The organism is Gordonia oleivorans, from assembly GCF_040044975.1.
Taxonomy (GTDB): Bacteria; Actinomycetota; Actinomycetes; order Mycobacteriales; family Mycobacteriaceae; genus Gordonia; species Gordonia oleivorans.
The window spans coordinates 118,180-140,803 of the sequence record NZ_JBDZDI010000013.1; the positions used below are offsets into that span (position 1 = coordinate 118,180).

A 22,624-nucleotide genomic window follows, 5' to 3' on the forward strand; every position below is an offset into this window, starting at 1 on the left:
CCGGGGACCGGCTCACCCGATATCCGGCAACCCCAGCGCCGACCGCACCGTGCGCACCACCCCGTTCTCCTCATTCGACGGCGCCACAAACCGTGCCGCTGCGAGGATGTCGGGGTGTGCGTTGGCCATGGCGTACGACCAGTCGGCGGTGCCGAGCATGGCGAGGTCGTTGAGGTAATCACCGAAGACCATGGTCTGCGCGGGGGTGATGTCGAGACGGTCCTGGATCGCGCGGACGGCGACGGCCTTGTCGACGCCGGGCGCCATCACGTCGAGCCAGTGGTGCCCGGACACCACGACCTCCTTGGCCCCGCCTACCGACATGATGGCCGGGGCGGTCACCGCCTCGATGCCATCGAAGTCGAAGACTGCGACCTTGACGAGTTCGGCCTCCACCGCGGTGAGATCGTCGACGATCTGGTTGGCGAAGTAGTAGGGCTCGACCTGTTCGAGGAACTTCTCATCGGAGCGTTCGACGAAGGAACCGTCGGGCCCGCACAGGACGACGCCGAGGTCGACACCCGACGCGGACAATTCACGGGCCCGGGCCAGCACCGCCGTCGCGACGTCGCCGTCAAGGGGTGCCACGCGAAGCTTCTCGCCGTCACGGGCCACCACCGATCCGTTCTCGGCGATGACCACCAGGCCCGGCACCGCATGCCCGAGTTGATGCAGCAGCGTGGCCGCCTGCCGACCGCTGGCCGGACTGAACACGATGCCGCGGCGGCCGAGTTCGTCGAGCAGGGGCCACAGCGTCTCCGGGATCTGTTTGGCGCCGTCGAGCAGGGTGCCGTCCATGTCGGAGACCACCAGTCGGACGTCGTCGGGTACGGGCGGCAGTGGGGTGTTCATCGCCCTTCATCGTCGCATCCATGGGCTCGGTGCGGCTCCCTGGATCACTCCGGCGTGCGGTCCGGACGATTCGTTTACCGCTCCTGAGCAGCTCGCGCGGGTCAGTTCGGCTCGCGCAGGTCTTCTCGGCTCACTCAAGTCGCCGACGACCCGCCTCACCCGAGAGGACCCGCGGGAGGACGACGTGGCCCTTACGACCGCAGTGTCTGCGACGAACGTTCCGGGCGTGATGATGTGTCGGGCGGTAGCGGCCGCCGCATCGACCATCGGTCGGTGAACCGGCACGCGGCGATCTTCGGAACGTGAGGCAAGCGATCCGGCCGGTTCGTTTGCTCCCGTCGACGAGCGCAAGATTACGGGTCAGGGAGTGCGGGAGCGCGGCCGCCTTGACGTGAACACCTGGGTAGGCATCCGCACCGAACACGGTGGTGCGAGGTCGGGCCAGAGCGGACTCCAGCAACCCGTAGTCACGAACCTGCGTCCGTACCCGTTGCGAGGGTCGCGGCCGACGCGACTTCCGATGTCACAGCGTTCGCACCCGCCGTCGTGAATCGGACCGTCGAAAGACTCAGCGCGCCGAGGCCGCCCGGCTCCCCGCGCCCTGACCGGTGTGGACGTACTGCCGGAGTTTATCGATACTTTCCTGCGCGCCTTGGTAATACGCCTTGGGCACGCGGAGCACATTGGGCAACGCCTCGGTGTGGTCGGACACCGCCGATGGCCAGAACCCTTCGCCGTAGATCGCCGGGCATGCCTTGGTGGCGACCTCCAGCACACCGGACAGGGCACCGCAGCGATAGGTGACATCCACGATGTCGGTGAACGGGATGACCTCCAGATGCTCACCGACGGGTAGATCGGTGGTGCGGCCGGTCTTTCGGATGACGATCCGGTCGGCAAAGGCTGCCAACTGGCCGTGGCGTCCGCAGTTGAGGATCATCCACGGGTACTCGTCGGAGCCGATTGACCGCTCGATGGCAACCCACTGCGCGGACGTCATGGGCTCGCCGTAGACGGGGACGCGACGCTGCTCGCGTCGGCGGGCGCGGGCGCCGGCGGACTGCTGCGTGTCGGATCGCCACCGGTCGAGTTCCGGGCGCACCGCCTCATCGACGCCGTCGTGCCGCAGGGTATCGAGGAAGTAGGTGAGGAAATCCATCTCCTCACGGTGGAATTCACCGAAGCACAGCGGCGTGCCCGTCGTGCGGATCGTCAGAGTCGGAACCATATGTGCGGAGACCAATTCCACGTCGGCGATCTCGTCGGCCGCAACCGCCATCGTGATCACGTCGCGTCGCGACGGAGCGGCGGTGTGGAAACCGAGGACCCGGGCATTGGTCACGGCCACACCCTCGACGGTGGGCTTGAGACGATGCGCCGAGACGAACGCGACGATCACCTCCCCGTCGAGGAGATGCGGCGCCAGGCAATGCTGCCAGTGCGCCGCCTTCAATGCGGAAATGGCCGGACTGAGCTTGCTCACGTAGTGAAGAATACGCTCGACGAACGAGCGTCGCAGCCCGAGCAGACCACCCGGACACCGGTGCGCCACACTTCGTCAGAAGGTCCTCTGACCTGCGTACTTTCGTCCCTTGCGGATGCCGCCGGCGCCGGTCTCACGTCATTCGGCGCACCCATCGGACCCGGATATTTGGACGGGATCATCGAATCCCGTTGCCTTACAACACTGTCATACGAATAGTGTTGTACCCCAACATGAGTCTGCCGAAGCCCGCGGGCTACCGATGGTCGGCGCACCGGCCTCCGCGCGTCGTCACCGAAGTGACGGTAGCGGGCCCGTCTGCTCGACCGCTCCCCCAGGAGTTCGAGATACCGCACGCCCACGGGGTTCGACCAATGACCCGGTAGTTCACCGTGTTTCGTACCCATGCGGTCCCGATTGCCCACGGCAACGTGAGCGGCTGCCCCAGATCCCCCATCCCGCGGACACCAGAGAACCTTGAAGCATGCTCAGGGGTCGCAGACGCGCATGGCTTCCCGACGCCGCGGGGAATCTCTTGTAGTGCAGGGCCTTTTGTGCGTTCACCAGGGCGGTGGTCAATTCGGCTCCGGCGTCGGTGACCTCTCCCTGCGCCGGCAGGATCGCGTAGCTGAACTGGTGTTGCGCCATTTCCTCGTCGAAAGAGCCAGTCCTCGTCGACTTCGATCAGCCGGCCGACGTACTTCCAGAGATGCATCAGCGCGCGGGAGTCCTCATCGACGACCGGGACACCGAGTGCGCGCACACCCATCAGCAGCGTTCCGCTGAACAGGCCGAGGTTGGCGGCGAGGTCGGCCCGATTGATCGGAAGGGCGTCGGTACACCCCGGCGCCCTTCTCGCACAGTTCTCGGTCGACCCAGTCCGGGGTGGCCTCGACGGTGGCGAAGAACTCGCGCAGCGCCGGCGGTGCATCGGTGGGCACGCCGCCGGCGAGTGCGCCACGGAACTGCGTCACGCTGACCCGCTCGGGTGATTTTCGTGGCGCCCGCGTGGCGCGGACCAGAGCCGCCGCGGGCTCGTCGCATCATCATCCGCCGCCCGATGGTGTCGAGTTCGGCGGGGGTGGGTTCACGCAGATTCATGTAGATCTTCAGCAGCCGGCCGTTGCGACGACCGCGACCTTCCGCGGATCGGACCCGACGGGGTGCGTGCATGTCCGCGGGTGCGATGGGATCAACGGTCGTCATGAAACCACCCGTTCGTCTCAGCGGATGCAACGCTCGCCCGTGCCGAGACCGACCCCGTTGGGGTAGTCCACTACTCGTTCGGTTCCGCGCCGGCTCCGGCACACTCGATAGCCGTCAGCCGCCGAGATGTCGGCGCGCCACCACGGACAGACTGAGGAGACGGCCATGGACGTCAGCCAGGACATGCTCGACGCCAAGGACGCCCTCGCCGCCGTCCTCCGGGGGGCGCTGCCCTTCCTTCCCGGACTCCTCGCCGTCGACGTCGGCTTGCGGACCGACGACGGGGAACTCACCGATGACCTCGTCATCCGCGTCATGGTCGCCGATATCGACCGGATACCCGCCGGGCTCGACGGCCTCATCGCCGGCGCCGGATTCCCGGTGAGTGTCGTCGAGCGCGAGCTGACACCCCTGCTCGACACCGCGCCACACGACCCGCTGCTCGGCGGCATCACCATTCACGCGGCCCACGGTGGCGCGCTGATCCAGCACGGCGCGGGCACCCTCGGCGGGTTCGCCTCCGACACGCTGTTCGGTGGTGTCGTCGGTGTCACCTGCGCCCACGTGATCGCCGAGAGCGATCAACAAGCCCTCCAGGGTGATCCGATCTACCAGCCCGACAGCACCCGAGAAGTCGGGCGGCTCTACCGGTGGCAGGCGTCGACCGACATCGCCGTCTTCGCTGCCCACGACGGCGTCGGATTCGACGCCACGATCGCCGACATCGGCAGGGTCGGCGGCATGGCCCGCGCCGAGGTGGGCGACCGGGTCCGCAAGCGCGGGCGGACGACGGACCTGACGCTGGGCACGGTCAGCGGCATCGGGCTGGCCCCGTTGGGGCGCGGTACCCCGGCCAACAGCTTTGAGATCTGGGCGCGCGACCTCAACGCACCCGTCTTCTGCAAACCCGGCGACAGTGGGTCGCTGATCGTCAACGACAACGACGAGGTGGTAGGCATCCTCACCCAGAAGGGAATCGAGTACAGCCGCATCGTCACGATCGGTTCACCGCCGGACGGTGCGATCTCCGGATTCGCCACCCAGATGGTGACCGACGGTGCGTTGATCGGGGCGGCCGACTCCGTCGGCATCGCCTTCTAGACATCACATCCTTCTGGACACCACGACAAGGACTGCCGATGCTTCCCTTTCCCGACGCGAAAACCGACCCCCTGGTTCACGACTCGGCGCTGCAGCAGGCATTGGACACCGCGATGGCCACCACCCTCAACCCACCGACTGCGGCGCCGGTCGCGATCGTCGACCTCAATCCGGACGGCACCCGCGGATATGCGGGCCGGCTCGAGTTCATCGAGTGCTACTCGGCCAGCATGCTGAAGGTGGTGGCGATGTACGGCGCCTTCGAGTTGCGCAAGGCGAGCAACGATCTGCTCGCCGCGACGGCGCCGGCCGACGCGTTCCAGTCGCTGCACGACGGCTTCGACGATGTGATCCGGACCAACCGTCTGCCGCGGCTCGCCGGTCTGGCCGACCTGCACCTGCTTCCCAAGTACGATCAGGTCTTCGACCACGACCCGTCCTCCAACACCGTGAACTTCTCCCAGACCTTCTGGAACGACCTGTTTTCCGCGATTGCTCTCGGCGACAACGCCTCCGCCGGCCGATGCATCCAGCGCCTGGGCTTCGGGTACGTCACCGGAGCCGCATCCGAGGCGAACTTCTTCGACGCGGACACCGACCTGGGACTGTGGCTGTGCGGCGACTTCGGCATCGGGTACCCGCCGCAACGGATTCCGTGCAGCAACGACGGCCCGACCGCCCAAGGCGCGAGCGCATATCAGATGGCGAAACTGTGCACCCTGCTGGCCGATTCGGAGTTGGTGGACCCGGGCAGCGATGCGGCAATGCTCGACCTGCTGCAACGTGCCGTCATCAATCTGCACCTGTTCCTCAACCGGGACACGACGGTCGAGTACGTCACCCTGCACAGCAAGATCGGTCTCGGCCCGGTCAACGCCGGCTTCTCGGTGGCCTCCGAAGCGCTTATCGTGCAGGAGAATTCGACCGGACGGCGGTTCGTCGTGGTGTTTCAGAACCAGCGCTTTGTCAACGATCCGTCGGTCTTCCCGGTCGCCCGGATGGTCGACGCCACCATCGCCGGGTTCCTGTTCCCGTGACGGTCGGTCCGGGACCGCTGCCCTCTTGCGTCGTGTCCACGGCGACCGGTCGCCGGGCATTGACCACCAGGCCGCCCAACGCGACACCGACCGCGATCCCGGCGCCGGTGACCAGTGCGGTGACATATGCCCCGGTGCCCGATTGCCCGAACACTGTGCGCACGATTCCCAGATACACCGTCAACCCGGGGATCAGCGCACCGGTGATTCCCATGAGCGACAGCACTGCACTGGGGTAGGGGCTGTGCTTGGCCCACAGCGCCGAGACGACACCCAAGACGATGGACGCGCACACCGTTGCCGCGGTGGACCCGATACCGGCACCCCGCACCAGGGACTGGTTGACGACGGCGGTGACAAGCCCCAGCACCGCTGCCGGGATCAACAGATCCGCCTCGCCACCATTCGCCAGAGCGTTGGCCACCGCACCGATCACCGAGAACAGGAGCGCCAACGTCAACGGAAGCGTCGGCAGACTGAGATCACCGGGTGCCGTCAATTCCAGTCGCGAGCCGACATCGACGACCGCATACGCGCCCAGTGCCACACCGCCGGTGGCGATCACGACGACGAACGCCCTGGCCACCGCCGCGATGTACAGGTCGTTCACCGCGTCGACGACCATCGACACGAGAACCGGCAACGGAATCAACAACATCCACGGAACCCCGACACACGCCACGGCCTCGAACCACGACAGCACACCGATGACGTGGGCCAACGCGACGCCGCAGGCCGCCACGATCGCCTGCGCGGCCCTGACGAAGATGGTGCGAACACCGAAACGCGCCGCCAGGAATCCCAGAACGGAGACCACCACCTGAACGATGGCGGCCACCACGGAAGCCGTGACATTGACCCCGACCTGAAGGGCGATGGCGAAGGCGAGCACGGCCATTCCCGCCGTGATGACCCACGGACGTGGCCCGGGTTGCCGACGGATGTCAGCGAGTCGCTGCGCCATTGCGTCGGCGGGTAGTCGGCCCGCAATGACCTGCTCGGCAAGGTCACCGATACGCTTCATCCGACGACAGTCGATACCGCCGAGCGACGCCATCTCACCCACCCGAACCACCGACTGACCATCCCGGAACGGGAACTCCACCACCAGCGCTCGACCCTGGTCGATGATCACGGTCCCGGCCAACCCGATCGACCGAGCACAGCGATGCGCCAGGACCAGTGCATCCGATGTCGGGTAACCCGATTCGATGAGACCCAGCGCAAGGGACAGGACCAGACCGACGCGCCGGTGAGAAGTGTCGGCATCCAGCGTTTCATCCGAGGCCACGACGTCAGGCTACCGCTCCACCTGCACGCGACAGCACAACTCCGTGGTCACGACGTTCCGACGACGATGCCCACTCGAGGGCCGCACCGCCGACTCGACACCGATTTAGGTGCCGCCGATGGGGTGCCGCCGGAGGGGTCATCCCGGCCGCACCACACCACCGGCCCGCAACTCCGCCACATGCCCACGAACCTCCACCTGGATGGGGGCCGACGCCCCCGGCGCCGCGCTCACCTGGACGTCGCGGCCGCTGACCCGCAACCGGAGGCGATGGCCGCGGTAGAACATCGCAAACTCCCCGGCGCCCAACGAATCCGGCCAATGCGGCCGCAGGATCAACCGGTTGCCGCGGGTTTCCAGGCCGGTGAAGCTGCGCTGCAGCAGATCGACGCTGCCGGCCATCGCAGCCAGGTGGATACCCTCCTGGGTGGTGCCGCCCTGGATGTCGTCGATGTCCGAACGCAACACGTCGTCGAAGAACTCCATCGCCCCATCGCGGTCGGTGCGAGCGAGGACTCCGGAATGCACCAGCCTGCTGAGTGTGGACCCGTGTGAGGTGCGCGCCATGTAGTAATCGACGGTGCGGCCGACGGTTTCGTCGGTGAGTTCATATCCCAAGCGTTCGAACAGGTCTCGCAGCTCGCTCGCGGACAGGAGATAGAACAGCATCAGCACATCGGCCTGCTTGGAGGCCCGGTAGGCGTTGACGTCGTCACCTTCGGCCTCGAGGAGGCGATCCAACCGGGCGATGTTGCCGTACCTGGCGCGATACCCATCCCAATCCAGCTCCGCCAGAGCCTCATAGCCGTCGAACTGGCTGATGACGTCGTCATGGAACCCGACGACCATGCGCCGCGTGATGTCCTGCCATCGCGCGGTCTCCTGGACGTGCAGGCCGAGCCGCTGGGTGAGGTCGGCGCGTACCTGCAACGGCAGCAGGGTGAGGACCTCCTCCGCGCGCAGCATCACCCACACCGACATGACATTGGTGTAGGCGTTGTTGTCGATACCGTCATATGGGCGGTCCGGATACCCACCGTGGAATTCGTCGGGGCCGATCACCCCACGGATGACATACCGGGCGCGCGACTCGTCGAATGTGGCGAGACTGGCGTAATACCGGGCGATCTCGATCAGCATCTCGGCGCCGTGGTCGACGAGGAACTCGAGGTCGCCGGTGACCTGGTAGTACTGCCACACGTTGTAAGCAACAGCGATACCGATGTGGATCTGCCGGGCACTCGGATCCGGATTCCACCGACCGGAGTCCGGATTGAGATGCAGCTGTTGGCTTTCCTCTCGTCCATCACTGCTCGACTGCCACGGGAACATCGCACCCTGGTGTCCGTCGGCGGCCGCTGCCGCCTGCGCTTCACGCATCCGGAGAAAGCGGTAGCGCAACAGTGATCGGGTCAGAGTCGGCATCCGCAGATTCAGCACCGGAAACACGAACATCTCGTCCCAGAAGATGTGGCCACGGTAGGCCTCCCCGTTCAGACCACGGGCCGGCACCCCGACGTCGAGGTCGGTGGTGTTGGGGGACAACGTCTGCAGCACGTGCAGCAGGTGGAAGCGGACGATGCGCAGCACGTCGGTGCGGCCTTCGAAGGCGATGTCGAACCGGTCCCAGAGAGTGCCCCAGCGCAGGACGTGACCGTCCAGCAGGTCGTCGAAACGCCCCAGTCGATTGAGCCAGCGGGCGGCTTCGTCGGATGGCTCGGAGATCGCCGGGTCACGACCGGTGAACACCGTCACCATCTTCTCCAGCGTGAGTGGCTCGCCGTCGTGGGCATCCACCGTGATGAGGTGCCCGATGCGCTCGTCGTCACCGTCGGTCTCGCGCACCAGGTCGTACTCACCGGTCTGCGTGTCACGGTTGCGCCACAGCATGTTTCGAGCCGCCATGGCCACCGTCACGCGCGACTGGTTGGTCTGCACCGACAGCAGCACGCAATCAGTGCTCAGTCCTGTGGCGCGCACCGCCTCGAGGTGGGTGCTCGCGAGATCCCGATAGCGGGGAACCAGCGAGTTGGTGACCGCACCGTCGAGAAGCGACCGGAATTCGACCCGGCCCGACCATCCGTGCGGGATGATCGTCGCCTCCAGTGCGCACGCATGCGGGAGATGCATTGCCACAAATCGTCTTTCGGCGACCTCGGTGACGCGTCCGGCAGCGTCGCGGACGCGGAATCGCCGAGCGAGGATGGCGCGACGGATGTCGAGGACCTGCCGGTAGTCGAGCAACTCGGCGGAGTCGATGTCGAACCAGTCACCGCCGTCGACACGAAACGTCACGGGCAGCCAGTTCGGCAGGTTCACCATGCTCTCGTTGTCGATGGTGTGGCCGTCGATGCGGTCGTCGAGCCGGTTGAAGATGCCGGCCGCGTAGGTGCCGGGGTAGTGGATGTCGCCGGCACGGGAGTCCGGCGTGGCTCCCCGGGTGGCAAAGACTCCATTACCGATACTGCACAATGACTCCCGTAGCATCTCGGTGGCCGGATCGTACGAGTCGTATACCAGTGTCCATGGATCGTCGGGTGCGGCGGCGCGGTCCGCGGCGGAGCCCAGAAGGTCGGCGAGACGCTGCAACAACTCACGAACATCTTCGGGGTCGGCGACAGAGAATTCGGCGGCCGAGTAACGGTCCCCGTCAGCTGAGCGCACGACGATGCCGATCGAGTCCTCCGGCAGCGCGTCGAAGGCCGCCTCGTCGACGAGGCCCGTGCCAACATAGATCGGAAGTGGGGTGCCGCCGTCGCCGAGGTCGACCAGCAGTCGCTGCACAGCGCGGGCACGATCCCAGTATTCGGTCGGTGCGACATCATCGGCACGGTGTGTGCCGTCCGGTCCGAGCACGTGCCGGCCGTCACTGCCGGCGTACCAGATACCCGCGACGTCGACCTGGGCGCGCAAGGCGTCCGCATCCCCGCCACCGATCACCGCCACCGGGCAGACCGCCGCCACCCTAATGATCTGTTCGCGCACACCGTCGACCAACTCGAGAGTATCCCCCGGTGTCGCCGACGTGCGGTCGGCCGACGCGATGATGCCGCCGAGATCCACGACAACCACGGGGGTTCGGTCGCGAATCCTCGCGGTCAACTGATAGCGGGAGGCGAGCGCCTCGGGGATCTGTGACACTCGGTCGAACCCGGATCGGACCTCGATCTGGGTCAGGTCGTCGATCACCGCATCCGCGCCACGGCGCCGCAACGCCTCCGCGTCGGTGGCATTCCGGTGGATCCCGATGATCAGGTCGAAGCCGACCCGGGCACCGGCACTGACACCCGACACCGTCGCATCGACGAGAACCGCACGCCCCGGGAACACGCCGAGGCCATGCACCGCGTCGAGGAGCGGGTCAACAATTTCTGCTGCTGCTTCGTTCTTTTCGACGACGACATTCGCCACGGCGATTCCCGCGCCACGCAACCGACGGGCGAGTTCAGTAACATAATCGGGCGAAAGTTGTTCCTGTGCAGAGGAATCAAAGATGGCCCCGTCGATCCCGAAGATCACCGCATCGTGACGGCGGACATCGATCCGTGCCGCCGTCAGCGACGGCATTGCGGCTTGAGTATCCATGTCGCCGTCTCCGTGATCGATGGTCCCTGGATACGTCGACGGTATCTGGTCCTGCGGGACAGGGGAACCGTTTGCAGTCAGTCCAGGTGACGAAGGGCCCGCCACAAGTGTTCGGGGTCATGCGGATGCTCGCAGAGAGCGACGGGCATGCCCTGTTCCTCGTTGTCGACGCCGAGCCCGTTGTCGAGTGTGGCAAGACCAGTGCACGACCCGAAAAGATTTGTGGCCCTCCCGAGTTGACCTCCGACGACCAGGACAGCGTCGGTGTCGTCGGGTAGGCGCCGCTGGTCGTAGAGCGCGTTGTGAGCGGAATACGTGGCCGGCAGGCCGAACGCGGGGCCGTAGCGGGCCAGCGCTCCGGCCTCACCATAGTTCGACGCCAGGATCGGTGGTCGCGGCTCAGGCAGGTCCTGGTGAATCCGGGCGATCTGCGCGACGTACTGGGACCATCCGATCTGGTCGGCAACCAACGGACCTGCGTCCACCACGGGCGTGCGACCGACGACGCGCAGCGGGATGACCGGCAACGCCAGCACGATCGACACGGCGGCATTGATCGCGACGACGCAGAGCACCAGCCGTTGTCGCCCACGATGTCCCGACAGCCACCTCGCGACCGGAACGCAACCGGCGGCATACATCACCGACATCAGGTGCACCGGATAGTGCGGCTGAGCACCGCCGACAAAAGTGAACACCCACACGACGGCACAACCGACAGCGAGCCAGCCGTCGACGGTGCGCCGATCGGCGCGCAGCAGCCAGACGACGCCGGTGCCCCAAACCACCACCAGTGGCGGCCCGAGCATCACGACCAGCATCAGGACGAAACCGCTGCGCACACTCGAGGCGTTCTCCGCGCCGAGGGCCGAACCCATCTCGAGCTGCGGCCATCCGTGATGAGCCTGGTAGAGCAGATTCGGCAGGCCCACGATCACCGCGACGACGCCGCCGACATAGGGCCACGGTGTCCCGAAGGCGCGCCGCGGACCCAGCAGAAGCAACCCGAAGACCAGTCCGCCGATCACGATCACGATCAACCACCGGTTGTAGGTGGTCAGACCCACGATCAGACCGGTCGCCACCCACCAGCGGTGATGACCCTGCACCGCCACCAGCAGGGCGTACACCGCCGAGGAGATCAGGAGCAGATCGATCGTCGAGGTGAACAAGACGTGGCCGAGCATCAGCGGCATCGTCGCGGTGGCGTAACCCCACGCAGCCAGGCACTGGGCGGTGCGGTCGCCACCCAGCCGCCAGGTGATCATCGCCACGACGACGACCGACAGTGCCGACGCCAGCGTCGCGGGAATGCGCAGCGCCCATTGCGCATCGGCGAGGTGCAGGGTCAGCCGTGCGATCGCCGGCGTGAGCGGCGGTTGGTCGACGTAGCCCCAGGCGGGTTGGAGCATGCGGTAATAGAGCTCGTCGCGCTGGTAGTCGTAGCCCGCCGAGCTCACCGTCAGCAGCACACCCTGGGCGACCGCGGCCGCCCACACCGGACCTCGGGCGAAACGCTCGACGGTCATCTCCGGGCCGTCATCTGTTCCGTGCGCGCACTGCGGGGACGGCGATGCTCATGATGGTGACGCTACTGCGTGGGACGTGGCCGAGCGACTTCTGAGCCACGCTCCCACGAGTTATGCCGGTGCCACACGGCGGCAAGGGATCGGACCGGCCCCACGACTCTCTCAGACCGCCGCCGAACTCTCCGTCGCGGTAAACGACCGCGCCGTTGACGCTGGTGGCCACGACGGCACCGACATCACGGTTGATCATGCGGCGCAAACCGCCGTACTCGGCGACCGGCCTCGGAGCCGAACTCCTCGAACACGACCAGGTCGATCCCGTCGGCGTACACCGTGAACGGGACCGGGAGATGCTGCCACTGAAAGTCGCTGCCGGGCAACCGGTTCAGAATCGGTGCGCCATACATATGAAGTAGACCAGCGGCGGGTACGCCTTGGAGTCGGCGGCCGCGATCAACGACACTTTGAGACGCCTGCCGCGGAATCGGCTCGAGGCGGCGAGGAAGAACTTCGGCAGATTGGGGGTGAGCGAGATATCCGGTGTCGACTGCAGGATTCGGCCCCGGCACCGCAGGACCGAATTCAGCTTCCGGAACTCTTTTCCGTTGACGGACTCGCCGCAATGCTCAACGACGACTCACGCCGTCGCGAGGCGGTATGCGAACGGTGGGCAGTGATGTTGGACGAACTGCGCGTTACCCGGCCGTAGGCCCTATTCACCGCGGCTCACCGGACAGATCGTCGAAACTGCCGTGTCGGCCTGCTCCCCGGGCGAAGGTTGCCGCGCCGGTCATGGTGTCGGCCATCAAGGAGATCGCCCCGTGCGCGTGTTCGTTGGCCATGGCGTCGGTTTCGGTGAGTCCCTCTTGCTCGAGTGCGGACAGCCGGTCGTGACGCATACATGTCTGCGGGAAGCGTGCCAGTTCACGGGCCAGTGCGACGGCGTGGTCGAGCGCAGCGCCGGTAGGCGCAATCCGATTGATCAGTCCCATGTTTCGCGCCTCGGTGGCCGATACTGCACGACCGGTCAGGATCAGGTCCATGGCGTGGCCCATCCCGATCAGGCGGGGTAGCCGGACCGTCCCGCCGTCGATGAGCGGGACACCCCATCGTCGGCAGAAGACCCCGAGCACGGCGTCCTCGTCCGCGACCCTCAGGTCGGCCCACAATGCCAACTCCAAGCCGCCGGCGACGGCATGTCCGCTGATCGCGGCGATGACCGGTTTGGACAGCCGAAGCCGCGAAATCCCCATCGGGGCATCACCATCCGGGGCGAATCGATTTGGGTCGCCCGCCGCAACCGCCTTCAGATCGGCTCCGGCGCAGAAGGTTCCGCCCTCCCCGGTCAGCACGGCAACCGACGCGTCGGGATCGGCGTCGAAGGCACGGAACGCATCCGCGAGTTCCTCGGCGGTCCGCCGATCCACCGCATTGCGCACGGCGGGGCGGTTGATACTGACGATGGTCACCGGACGGTCCTGCCGAACGAGGACACGATCGGTGCCGGGTGTCTGTGACGTCATCGGAATCTCCTGCTCGTTCGTCCAGTCATCGTTTGGCGTCTCCGAAGGGGCCGTCGCGCTCGGCGACCGCGTTACGGAATCCCGTTGTCGCGGCACGCTGTTGGAAGGCATAGCCCTCACGGGTGTGGCGGGAGATCCCGTCGAACACGGTGCTGATCATCGCCGAGTTCCCGACGCCCTGGGCCATGAGCGCGCTGTTGAGGGCGAGCTTGGTCATGATGAGCTGGTTGATCGGCATGTTCGCGATGCGGGCCAGCAGGTCTTCGGTGCGTTCGTCGAGCCGCTCCGCAGGGGGTGCTTCCACCGCGAGTCCCCATTCGGCAGCCTGGGCACCGGTGATGCTGTCCCCGGTGAGCAGGAGTCGCTTGGCGCGTTGATCACCGACCCGATGTGCCCACATGCCTGCGGCCGGTACACCCCACACCCGGGTGGGGGGATAACCGATCCGGGTGTCGTCCGCGGCGATGATCTGGTCGGCAAACAACGCAATGTCGGTACCGCCGGCGATCGCGAACCCGTGGAGTTTCGCGACGGTCGGCTTGTTCGCGTGCAGCAGGCTTGCGAAGCCGCGGTTGAACCTGCTCATCATCTGGTAGTCGATCATCGGGTCCCAGGTACCGGCCGGATCGTGGTTGCGCGCCTGGACGACGGGGTCGAGGACGGTGCCGGTGACATCGGCGCGATCCTCCGGTCGATCGCCGTGCTCGGCGAAGATCGACAGGTCATAGCCGCCGCAGAATCCCTTGCCCCGCCCGGAAACCACGATGACGTGCACCCGTGGATCCAGATCCGCACGTTCGACGGCCGCGGCCAGATCGATCGGTGTGTCGGCGGTGATCGCGTTCCCGCGCTCGGGACGATTGAACGTGATCCGGGCGATCCGTCCGGTCACCTCGTAGGTCAGGGTGGGGTACTCGACCGGGCCCGAGTCATCGGACAGACGGTCGCTGAACTGCGGTGCCTCCGAGAGAGATTCGCGCCATGCGGCGGAGTGGTCGGCAGGAGTGGTCATCGGGGGGCTCCGATCTCCGGAGTGATGCGTTCGATGATGGTCCGTGTGTCCGATCCGGCGGGAAGAGTGCCGAGGACGTCTCCCCGGTCACCACCGAGGCGAGTGGCGGTGAAGACGTCGGCGACCGACTGAGCACCGAAGCGGACGAGCAGAGATCCCTGCAACACGGCCGCCATCGCGCCGACGGTCCGCCGCGCGCCGAACTGGAGCGCGTCCAGATCGGTGACGTCGGTATCGGCGAACGTTTGTTTCAGCGCAGCGATCGAGCGATCCAGGTAGGGATCCGACCCGGCAGCGGCGTTGACCTCGTCGAGGAAGACACCGAGCGTTTCCGGTTGATGGGCCATCGCACGCAGCACATCGAGTGCCGCAACGTTGCCCGAGCCCTCCCAGATCGACAGCAGCGGAGCCTCGCGGTACAGCCGCGGCATCCGCGACTCTTCGACATAACCGTTGCCGCCCAGGCATTCCAGGGCCTCTGCGGCGTGGATCGGGCCGCGCTTGCAGACGTGGTACTTGGTCACCGCCAGGGCGATCCGCCGCAACAGCGCAGCCGCCGGATCACCGGAGGTGGCGCGGTCGGTGAGGTCGGCGAGCCACAGTGCCACCGTGGTCGCGGCCTCCGCCTCGACGGCGAGGTCGGCGAGGACGTTGCGCATCAGCGGCTGGTCGGACAGGCGGGCTCCGAACGCCCTCCGGTGCGCGGCGTGATGCGCCGCCTGGGCGGCACCACTACGCATGGCCGTCGCGGTACCGATGACGCAGTCGAGGCGGGTCAGGTTGACCATCTCGACGATGGTCTTGACGCCGCGACCTTCGTCGCCCACCCGCCATGCGACGGTGTCGTCGTACTCGACCTCGCTGCTGGCATTGGAGTGATTACCGAGCTTGTCCTTGAGTCGTTGCAGCGCAGAGGTATTGCGTGTTCCGTCGGGTAGCACGCGAGGGACGAGGAAACACGTCAGCCCGGCCGGTGCCTGCGCGAGCGTCAGGAACAGGTCCGACATGGGTGCCGAGGTGAACCACTTGTGGCCGGTGATGCGGTATGTGCCAACGGCTTTCGGCACCGCAGTGGTGGTGTTGGTGCGAACGTCGGACCCGCCTTGCTTCTCGGTCATCGACATCCCGGCCAGGAGGCCCCGTTTGCTCGACGGGATTTCCAGCGCCGGCTGGTACTCGCGGGCGCACAGCAGCGGTTCATAGATGGCGGCCAGGTCTGGCGCTGCACGCAGGGCGGGGACCACCGCGTAGGTCATCGAGATCGGACAGCCGTGACCCGCATCCACATGACCCCAGACACTGAACTTCGCTGCCCGGATCAGGTGGGCGTGCGACCGGGAGTCGGCCCACGGCGCACCGTGCAATCCCGCGCGGACGGCATGGTCCATCAGCCGGTGGTAGGCGGGGTCGTAGACGACCTCGTCGATCCGGTGGCCGTATCGGTCGTGGGTGTGCAGTTGTGGCGGATGTGCCTCGGCGAGGTCACCGAGTTCGAGGGCTTCGGCGGTGCCGGCGAATGCGCCGAGCTCACGAATCTCTTCGACAGCATCGTCATCCACCTCATGGCGACGCAGCGCATCGACGATCACCGGTACGTCGGCGGCGTTCATGTCGACGAGGGCCGGTACCTGATTGGTCACTTCATGTGTGGCCATGTGTCTCCTTCAGTGGTGCGGTCCCATGGCGGCGCTGACATGTCGTCCCGATGCGGTCGGTACCTCAGATGTGCGCGGGTCCCCGAAGATGGGAACGAACGGCCGGATCGAGGTACCCGACAGAAAGAAACGACGCGGGATCGAGGCCGTTGGAGTCGAGCATCGACTGCAAGGCGGCGACGAGATCGATGTCCAGTCGGCTCTCGCCGTCACCGAGGTCGCAGCTGAGTACGTCACCGTCGCGGGTCAGCTTTTCCATACGCGGAAATTACATGACAACGTCACCCGATTCAAGACTGTAATACGCGGTTCGGTGTACTCTGCGACTCCGATGAAAAGTCCGCTCGTACCCCCGGTGTCCGCACGCTCAGCGGTGCTGAGCCTGCTCCTCGGCGCGCACCCGCCCACGCTGAGCGGCCGCGAGATCGTCAGGGCGATGGAACTTTTCGGTATCGCCGAATCCACCACCCGGGTGGCATTGACCCGGATGACAGCCAGTGGGGACCTCACCCGCCACGACGCCGTATACACACTGTCGGACCGACTTGCCCAGCGACAACGAGACGTCGAGCCCCCCGAGAAGAAGGTGTGGGACCGAACCTGGGAGATGGCGATCGTCACCACCACCGGACGCAGCGCCACCGACCGCGTCGCGCTGCGCCGCGACATGCGACGCCAGCGGGTCGCCGAGCTACGCGAGGGCGTCTGGACCCGGCCGGCCAACCTCCGCCGACCGTGGCCGCACCGCCTGAACGAGGTCACCACCTGCTTCGAGGCCGTACCACTGTCCGACGCCGCCACCCTGGTGGCACAGCTGTGGGATCTGGCTTCATGGGCGGCGCGCGGCCACGGCTACCTCGACGCGTTCGACGCAGTCGGCGATGAACCGACCCGCTTCAAAACGATGGTCGCCGCGGTCCACCACCTGCAGACCGATCCACTGTTGCCCGAGGAGTTCCTGCCCGCCGACTGGCCCGCCGGCGCATTGACCACGATCTACGACGACTACCGGGCGTGGCTTGCCGCGGTTCGCGGACAGATGGGCCCGGCGGGTTCCGACGGGTAGGCGAGCATGCCGTCGGGGCCGGCGAACCTCGATATCTCGAGGTTCGCAAGCCGCTGTATTTGGACGAATTATCAGTACATTGGAGCCAAAGCCTGCAGAGCCGCCGCTCGGGCCAGAGAGCAACGGGAATTACTCGACGAGCTGGCGATTCGCAAGCCGATTTTTCGGTACGCGATGGCCGGATTTGTCCCACTCTTCGGCATCGTCGGTATCGCAGCGGGATCTCATACGACAGTCCGGCCCCGGGTTGGCCCCGGTACGTCGCAATGGTGTTGTGTGCCAACACTATTCCTGTGGGTATCGTGATGAGTCGAATCCCCCTCGGTTCGGCAAGGTGGTACAACCGAACGACGCGCCGTTTCGCGCCCGAGCTGTTTGTCGTATACGCCAACCTCGGTGTCACGCGGTACTTCTCACATTCACCGGCACACAGACGGCGCTGCGACTGTGGAGACCTGGCGAAGATTGATAAAACCCCGCGATAGATGATCAAAACCATCCGCCACCAGACCCCTGTGTCAAAGTACGGACCATCACTGCAGTTCACAGCCGGTGCCCGCAGAAATCAATGTTGCGACCTTTGACAACCAGGACCAGCACAGGCTGCGTGAATCGCCCCGGGTTTGGTGCACGCCTGGTTACTGGTGTGCTCCACGACTGCGGCGGCACGTTGAGTGTAGTAGTTCGGCTCGGCCTCGATCGGTGGGATGCGCCCGAGTCGGTGCATGAGCCGGCTGGTGTTGTACCAGCCGACCCACACCGCGGCCAGGTGCTCGACGTCCCCAAACCCGGACAGCGACCAGTAGGAAACGGCGAATCATCGTGTACCTCTTGGGTTTTGAACAAACCGATCGTCGTCTCGGCGAGCGCATTGTCGTAGGCGTCACCAACCGTACCGATCGATGGGATCAGCCCCGAAAGCTCCAGGGGTCTCTCCCCACCGCACCGACGTGTACTGTGAGCCAGCATCGGAGTGGTGAATTGTGCTGCCCGACATGGTATTGTCTTCACGATTGCGGAGCTGGGCGGCATGGCAGATCGCGGTCCGAACAAACCAGTCGGTCTTGGTCGCAGCGCATTCCCAGCCGACGATCCGCCCGGCGAACGCGTCGATCACGAACGCCACGTACACAAACACCCCGCTGGCCGGTGCCACGTAGGTGAAATCGGCGACGACCAGCACGTTCGGTGCGGCCTCCCGGAACTGGCGTTCGACCAAGTCCACTGTCCGCGGAGCCGACGGATCCGCGATGGTGGTGCGCACCTTCTCGCGGCGGGTGACCCCATGCCAGCCGTTGGCGCGCATCAAGCGTTCCACTGTGCACCGGGCCACCGGAATGCCGTCACGCTGCAGGTGAGCCCACATCTTCACCGCCCCGTAGAGCGATTCTGGGCGACGTTTTCCGTCCTTGTCGTCGTAGTAGCCGGCCAGCACTTCGGTGATCGTGGTGTCCCACAGCGCCCGTTTTGACACTGGACGCGCCAGCCGTGCGTAGAAGGTTCTCGGGGAGATCGGCGCGCCGTGCTCGGGGAGCACGCGACAGATCTGAGCGACCCTGAACCGAGCCCGATGCTCGGTGACGAACGCACACACTACCGGTGTCGCTGGCTGCTCTCCCGCGCGAAGAAAGTCGTTGCCGCCTTGAGGATTTCGGCGGTTTCCTCCAGCTCTGCGACTTTGCGTTTCAGCGCGCGCATCTCAGCGGTCTCCTCGCGTGTCACACCCGGCGTCTTGCCTTCATCAACCTCGTGCTGGCGCACCCACTTGCGCAGTGTCTCGGTGTTGAGCTTGAGACGTTGTGCCGTGGCCGTAATAGCCGCGTCTCGCTCGGATACTCCCCACGATGCTCGGTCAACAACCGCACAGCCTTGGCCCGAGTCGCCTCGTCGTACATCTTCGGGATGATGCCAACTTTCCCTCGCACAGAGGTGTGCACCAAACCCGGGGACGTTCACTACCGCTTCATGGAGATCTCTGTCCCACCCTGCCCGGGTATGGTGACAGACACGAATGACCCGGTTGGGTCGCGCACAAACTCTAGGTACTCTCTGTACTCTTTAGAAGCACCGACGACATTGTCGCACAACACAATCGCCCCAGAACGTAGGTGCGGAGTCACCAGCTTCAACGCGGGCAACGCCATCGGTACCCAGATGTCGACGAGCATGAAATCGATGGGCCCTGTCAGGCCGACGAGCGTGTCACGCAGATCTCCCTCGCGTAGGTCCACGTAGTCCACAAGCCCTGCCTCGGTGAGATTTCGCCGGGCTGCAAGGACTTTGCCCGGTTCGTGCTCGGTTCCAATCACAGACGCTTCGTCCGGACTGTGCGTGTTGTCGCGCACTGCCGCCGCGAGGTAGATCGTCGAGACGCCGAACGAGGTATGATCCGTCCCGGGGTTTCCGGAGGGCTCCTCTCAAGGGAGGATGAAACCTATGGCAGCAGGATCGAAGCGGTACTCGGCTGAGTTGAAGCGAGACGCCGTGGATATGGTGGCCCAGTTGGTGGCGCAAGGGTCGGCGGAGTGGCCGGCGATGCGCAAGACCGCGGATCTGCTGGGGGTGACCTCGGCGGAAACTGTCCGCCAGTGGGTTCGTAAGGCCCCGGCCGCCGATGCTGAGGGCGCCACCGCGAAGGCCGACAACGAGGAGATCCGCAGGCTCAAACAGGAGGTCGCCGAACTCAAACGGGCCAACGGGATCCTGAAGGCGGCGTCGGCTTTCTTTGCGGCCGAAATCGACCGGCCACACCGGTAATTGTGGACTTCATCCGCACCTACCAGGGACACCGGGTGGGTGCGGATGGTCTTATCTGGGGAGTCGATTCGATGTGCACTGTGCTCTCTGAGCACGGCTGGCGCATCGCCCCGTCCACATACTACGACCACATCAACCGCGGGCCGAGCGTGCGGATGCTCACCGACGCGCAGGTCATCGATGCGATCTTCATGCTCCGCAAGAACAAACCCCTGACCCGCGTTCTGGGTACACGAAAGACGTGGATAATGCTGCGTGGCACCGGATTAGATGTTGCTCGGTGCACGGTTGAGCGGGTCATGCGGGAGATGGGATGGCACGGCGCGATCAAGAAGAAGCGGGTGCGCACGACCATCCCCGACGCGGCGGCCAAGCGGCCGACGGATCTGGTCGACCGGCAGTTCTATGCCGCGGCACCTAACCGCCTGTGGGTGGCCGATTTCACCTACTGCCGCACCGAATCCGGTTGGGTCTACACGGCATTCGTGACTGACGTGTTCGCCCGCAAGATCGTCGGTTGGAAGGTGGCTACGGAGATGACGGTGAACTTGGTGACCGATGCGATCAGCAATGCGATCTATTGCAGAAAGCGTTGCGGGGTAGTCGATTTGAGCAAACTGGTCCATCACAGCGACGCCGGATCGCAGTACACTGCCATCGTGTTCGGGCAGCGATTGGCCGAGGACGGGATCGCGGCTGGCGTGTCCCCCGTGAACCGGTCCGGGCTGTTCTAGAGTCCTGATTGCCCTGATGAGGGCGGAGAAGGGACGATAGGGATCATGGCAGGACGGAAGCGTCACTCGGCCGAGGACATCGTGCGCAAGTTGCGCCGGGCTGACGAGTTGGCCGCGGAGGGTAAGACCGGCGAGGAGATCGCCGCCGATCTGGAGGTGTCGGCGGCGACGTTGTATAACTGGCGGCGCCAGTACGGCGGGATGGATGCCGACGCGGCGAAAGAGCTCAAGGAGTTGCGTGAGCAGAACAGCCGGCTCAAGCGGTTGCTCGCTGATGCGGAGTTGGAGAAGGACGCGCTGCGGGAGATCGCCCGGGGAAAATTCTGAGCCCGGCCGCCAAACGCGCTGCGATCGACATGCTCAAAGATGTCAAGAACATGTCAGAACGTATGGCGTGCAAGGTGGTTGGGCTTTCCCGCTCAGCCTATCGGCAGCTGCCGTTAGCGCAGACACCGGCCGACCCGGACGCGGCTTTGCGTGAGCAACTGCGTACCTACGCCCGCACACATCCCCGGCATGGGTTTCGTCGGGCGTGGGCGCATCTACGGTTCGACGACGGCATCGAGGTGAACAAGAAGAAGATTCACCGGTTGTGGAAGGAGGAAGGCCTGCAGGTGCGGCGCGCTCCGCGCCGTAAACGGGCGGGGCAGTCCTCGGTGCCGGTCGTTGTCGCGGACGCGCCGAAAGTGGTGTGGGCATTGGACTTTCAGTTCGATTCCACCGTGGATGGGAAGAAGATCAAGATCGCGTCCATGGTCGATGAGCACACCCGGATGTCGTTGCTGAACATCGTGGACCGCTCGATTCCGGCTGAGCGGTTGATCGAGGAGTTGGAGAAGACGTTCGCGATCTGGGGTGGCCCGCCGATGGTGCTGCGCATGGACAACGGGCCCGAGTTCATCTCAGAAGCCCTCCAGGCGTTCTGTGCAGGGTCGGTCGGGATCTCCTACATTCCGCCCGGCACGCCATGGAACAACGGGTTCATCGAGTCGTTCAACAACCGGTTGCGCGACGAATGCCTGAACCGCAACTGCTGGCCCACCCTGCTCGAGGCCCGCGTAGTCATCGACGACTTCAAGGATGACCACAACCACCGACACCGCCACTCAGCGCTGGGCTACCAGACCCCGGCCGAGTACGCTGCCGGATGCACCCACCAACATCACCCCGTGGCCTGCGAGATCGACTGATCGACTGCAAGAAGGAACTGGCTCTAGAACTGACTGGACCGGTTACCGGGGACCTGCCACGGCCTCTATCGGCAGTGTCGGGGACAGTTTCGACAATGCCCTGGCCGAATCGGTGAACTCGTGGCAGGTCCCCGATAACCGGTCCAGGCAGTTCTAGAGCCAGTTCCTTGTTGTGATCGTCAGTCGATCTCGCAGGCCACGGGGTGATGTTGGTGGGTGCATCCGGCAGCGTACTCGGCCGGGGTCTGGTAGCCCAGCGCTGAGTGGCGGTGTCGGTGGTTGTGGTCATCCTTGAAGTCGTCGATGACTACGCGGGCCTCGAGCAGGGTGGGCCAGCAGTTGCGGTTCAGGCATTCGTCGCGCAACCGGTTGTTGAACGACTCGATGAACCCGTTGTTCCATGGCGTGCCGGGCGGAATGTAGGAGATCCCGACCGACCCTGCACAGAACGCCTGGAGGGCTTCTGAGATGAACTCGGGCCCGTTGTCCATGCGCAGCACCATCGGCGGGCCACCCCAGATCGCGAACGTCTTCTCCAACTCCTCGATCAACCGCTCAGCCGGAATCGAGCGGTCCACGATGTTCAGCAACGACATCCGGGTG

Annotated in this window: 17 protein-coding genes and 4 pseudogenes; 6 read left to right on the forward strand and 15 right to left on the reverse strand. The window is 65.4% G+C overall.

The annotated features are described in order from the left end of the window. Positions 1–12: 12 nt before the first annotated feature. From ABLE92_RS17730 to ABLE92_RS17745, 4 genes and pseudogenes are all read right to left on the reverse strand, one after another. On the reverse strand, positions 13–852 hold the full coding sequence (locus ABLE92_RS17730; RefSeq protein WP_348806067.1) for a Cof-type HAD-IIB family hydrolase: 840 nt from the start codon (positions 850–852) through the stop codon (positions 13–15). Between the two features lie 298 nt (positions 853–1,150). Next, positions 1,151–1,327: pseudogene (locus tag ABLE92_RS17735) on the reverse strand (type II toxin-antitoxin system death-on-curing family toxin); the annotation flags it as partial. A gap of 93 nt (positions 1,328–1,420) precedes the next feature. After that, positions 1,421–2,335 (reverse strand): hypothetical protein, encoded by a 915-nt coding sequence (locus ABLE92_RS17740; protein WP_348806068.1) that lies wholly within the window; start codon positions 2,333–2,335, stop codon positions 1,421–1,423. A 387-nt stretch (positions 2,336–2,722) separates the two neighbouring features. Then, a complete protein-coding gene (locus tag ABLE92_RS17745) occupies positions 2,723–2,983 on the reverse strand; it encodes a hypothetical protein (protein ID WP_348806069.1) in 261 nt (86 codons plus the stop codon). Between the two features lie 723 nt (positions 2,984–3,706). Between ABLE92_RS17745 and ABLE92_RS17750 the strand changes: the two genes are divergently transcribed. Beyond that, entirely contained in the window at positions 3,707–4,642 is a 936-nt protein-coding gene (locus tag ABLE92_RS17750; RefSeq protein ID WP_348806070.1) for a S1 family peptidase, read from the forward strand. Between the two features lie 38 nt (positions 4,643–4,680). Then, entirely contained in the window at positions 4,681–5,679 is a 999-nt protein-coding gene (locus ABLE92_RS17755; protein WP_348806071.1) for a hypothetical protein, read from the forward strand. Here the strand turns inward: ABLE92_RS17755 and ABLE92_RS17760 are convergent. From ABLE92_RS17760 to ABLE92_RS17795, 8 genes and pseudogenes are all read right to left on the reverse strand, one after another. Next, on the reverse strand, positions 5,609–6,970 hold the full coding sequence (locus ABLE92_RS17760; protein ID WP_348806072.1) for a threonine/serine exporter family protein: 1,362 nt from the start codon (positions 6,968–6,970) through the stop codon (positions 5,609–5,611). The two genes, ABLE92_RS17755 and ABLE92_RS17760, sit on opposite strands and share 71 nt — an antisense overlap. 138 nt (positions 6,971–7,108) lie before the next feature. After that, positions 7,109–10,555: a glycosyl hydrolase family 65 domain-containing protein gene (locus ABLE92_RS17765; protein ID WP_348806073.1), complete on the reverse strand. Its 3,447-nt coding sequence runs from the start codon at positions 10,553–10,555 to the stop codon at positions 7,109–7,111. Positions 10,556–10,632: 77 nt separating this feature from the next. After that, positions 10,633–12,084, reverse strand: coding sequence for a glycosyltransferase family 39 protein (locus tag ABLE92_RS17770; RefSeq protein ID WP_348806074.1), 1,452 nt, complete (start codon positions 12,082–12,084; stop codon positions 10,633–10,635). Between the two features lie 278 nt (positions 12,085–12,362). Then, positions 12,363–12,685: pseudogene (locus tag ABLE92_RS17775) on the reverse strand (hypothetical protein); the annotation flags it as partial. A gap of 115 nt (positions 12,686–12,800) precedes the next feature. Beyond that, on the reverse strand, positions 12,801–13,607 hold the full coding sequence (locus tag ABLE92_RS17780) for a crotonase/enoyl-CoA hydratase family protein (RefSeq protein ID WP_348806075.1): 807 nt from the start codon (positions 13,605–13,607) through the stop codon (positions 12,801–12,803). A 25-nt stretch (positions 13,608–13,632) separates the two neighbouring features. After that, the gene (locus tag ABLE92_RS17785) at positions 13,633–14,619 is read right to left on the reverse strand and encodes a crotonase/enoyl-CoA hydratase family protein (protein WP_348806076.1); all 987 of its coding nucleotides are present in this window, start codon (positions 14,617–14,619) and stop codon (positions 13,633–13,635) included. Beyond that, positions 14,616–16,274 (reverse strand): acyl-CoA dehydrogenase family protein, encoded by a 1,659-nt coding sequence (locus tag ABLE92_RS17790; RefSeq protein ID WP_348806077.1) that lies wholly within the window; start codon positions 16,272–16,274, stop codon positions 14,616–14,618. Before ABLE92_RS17790 ends, ABLE92_RS17785 begins: the two co-directional genes overlap by 4 nt. A gap of 64 nt (positions 16,275–16,338) precedes the next feature. Next, positions 16,339–16,533, reverse strand: coding sequence for a hypothetical protein (locus ABLE92_RS17795; protein ID WP_348806079.1), 195 nt, complete (start codon positions 16,531–16,533; stop codon positions 16,339–16,341). A gap of 72 nt (positions 16,534–16,605) precedes the next feature. Here ABLE92_RS17795 and ABLE92_RS17800 point away from each other — a divergent pair, with 72 nt between their 5' ends. After that, positions 16,606–17,340, forward strand: a complete 735-nt coding sequence (locus ABLE92_RS17800) for a PaaX family transcriptional regulator C-terminal domain-containing protein (protein ID WP_348806080.1) — start codon at positions 16,606–16,608, stop codon at positions 17,338–17,340. A 670-nt stretch (positions 17,341–18,010) separates the two neighbouring features. On the opposite strand, the pseudogene ABLE92_RS17805 reads toward ABLE92_RS17800, so the two are convergent. Both ABLE92_RS17805 and ABLE92_RS17810 read right to left on the reverse strand, forming a co-directional pair. Next, positions 18,011–19,244, reverse strand: a pseudogene (locus ABLE92_RS17805) (IS3 family transposase); the annotation flags it as partial. Positions 19,245–19,295: 51 nt separating this feature from the next. Then, positions 19,296–19,709 (reverse strand): annotated as a pseudogene (locus ABLE92_RS17810) (O-methyltransferase); the annotation flags it as partial. 67 nt (positions 19,710–19,776) lie between these two features. On the opposite strand from ABLE92_RS17810, the gene ABLE92_RS17815 reads away from it, so the two are divergent. From ABLE92_RS17815 to ABLE92_RS17825, 3 genes are all read left to right on the forward strand, one after another. Then, on the forward strand, positions 19,777–20,097 hold the full coding sequence (locus tag ABLE92_RS17815; protein ID WP_348806082.1) for a hypothetical protein: 321 nt from the start codon (positions 19,777–19,779) through the stop codon (positions 20,095–20,097). 2 nt (positions 20,098–20,099) lie between these two features. Next, the gene (locus ABLE92_RS17820; protein ID WP_348806084.1) at positions 20,100–20,831 is read left to right on the forward strand and encodes an IS3 family transposase; all 732 of its coding nucleotides are present in this window, start codon (positions 20,100–20,102) and stop codon (positions 20,829–20,831) included. 45 nt (positions 20,832–20,876) lie between these two features. Then, positions 20,877–22,021 (forward strand): IS3 family transposase gene (locus tag ABLE92_RS17825; protein WP_348806085.1). Its coding sequence is split into 2 segments (ribosomal slippage): positions 20,877–21,153 and positions 21,153–22,021, totalling 1,146 coding nucleotides; the frame shifts between segments, so codons are not numbered across the junction. A 179-nt stretch (positions 22,022–22,200) separates the two neighbouring features. Here the strand turns inward: ABLE92_RS17825 and ABLE92_RS17830 are convergent. Continuing rightward, a partial coding sequence (locus tag ABLE92_RS17830; RefSeq protein ID WP_348806086.1) for an integrase core domain-containing protein occupies positions 22,201–22,624 on the reverse strand: 424 nt, incomplete at its 5' end.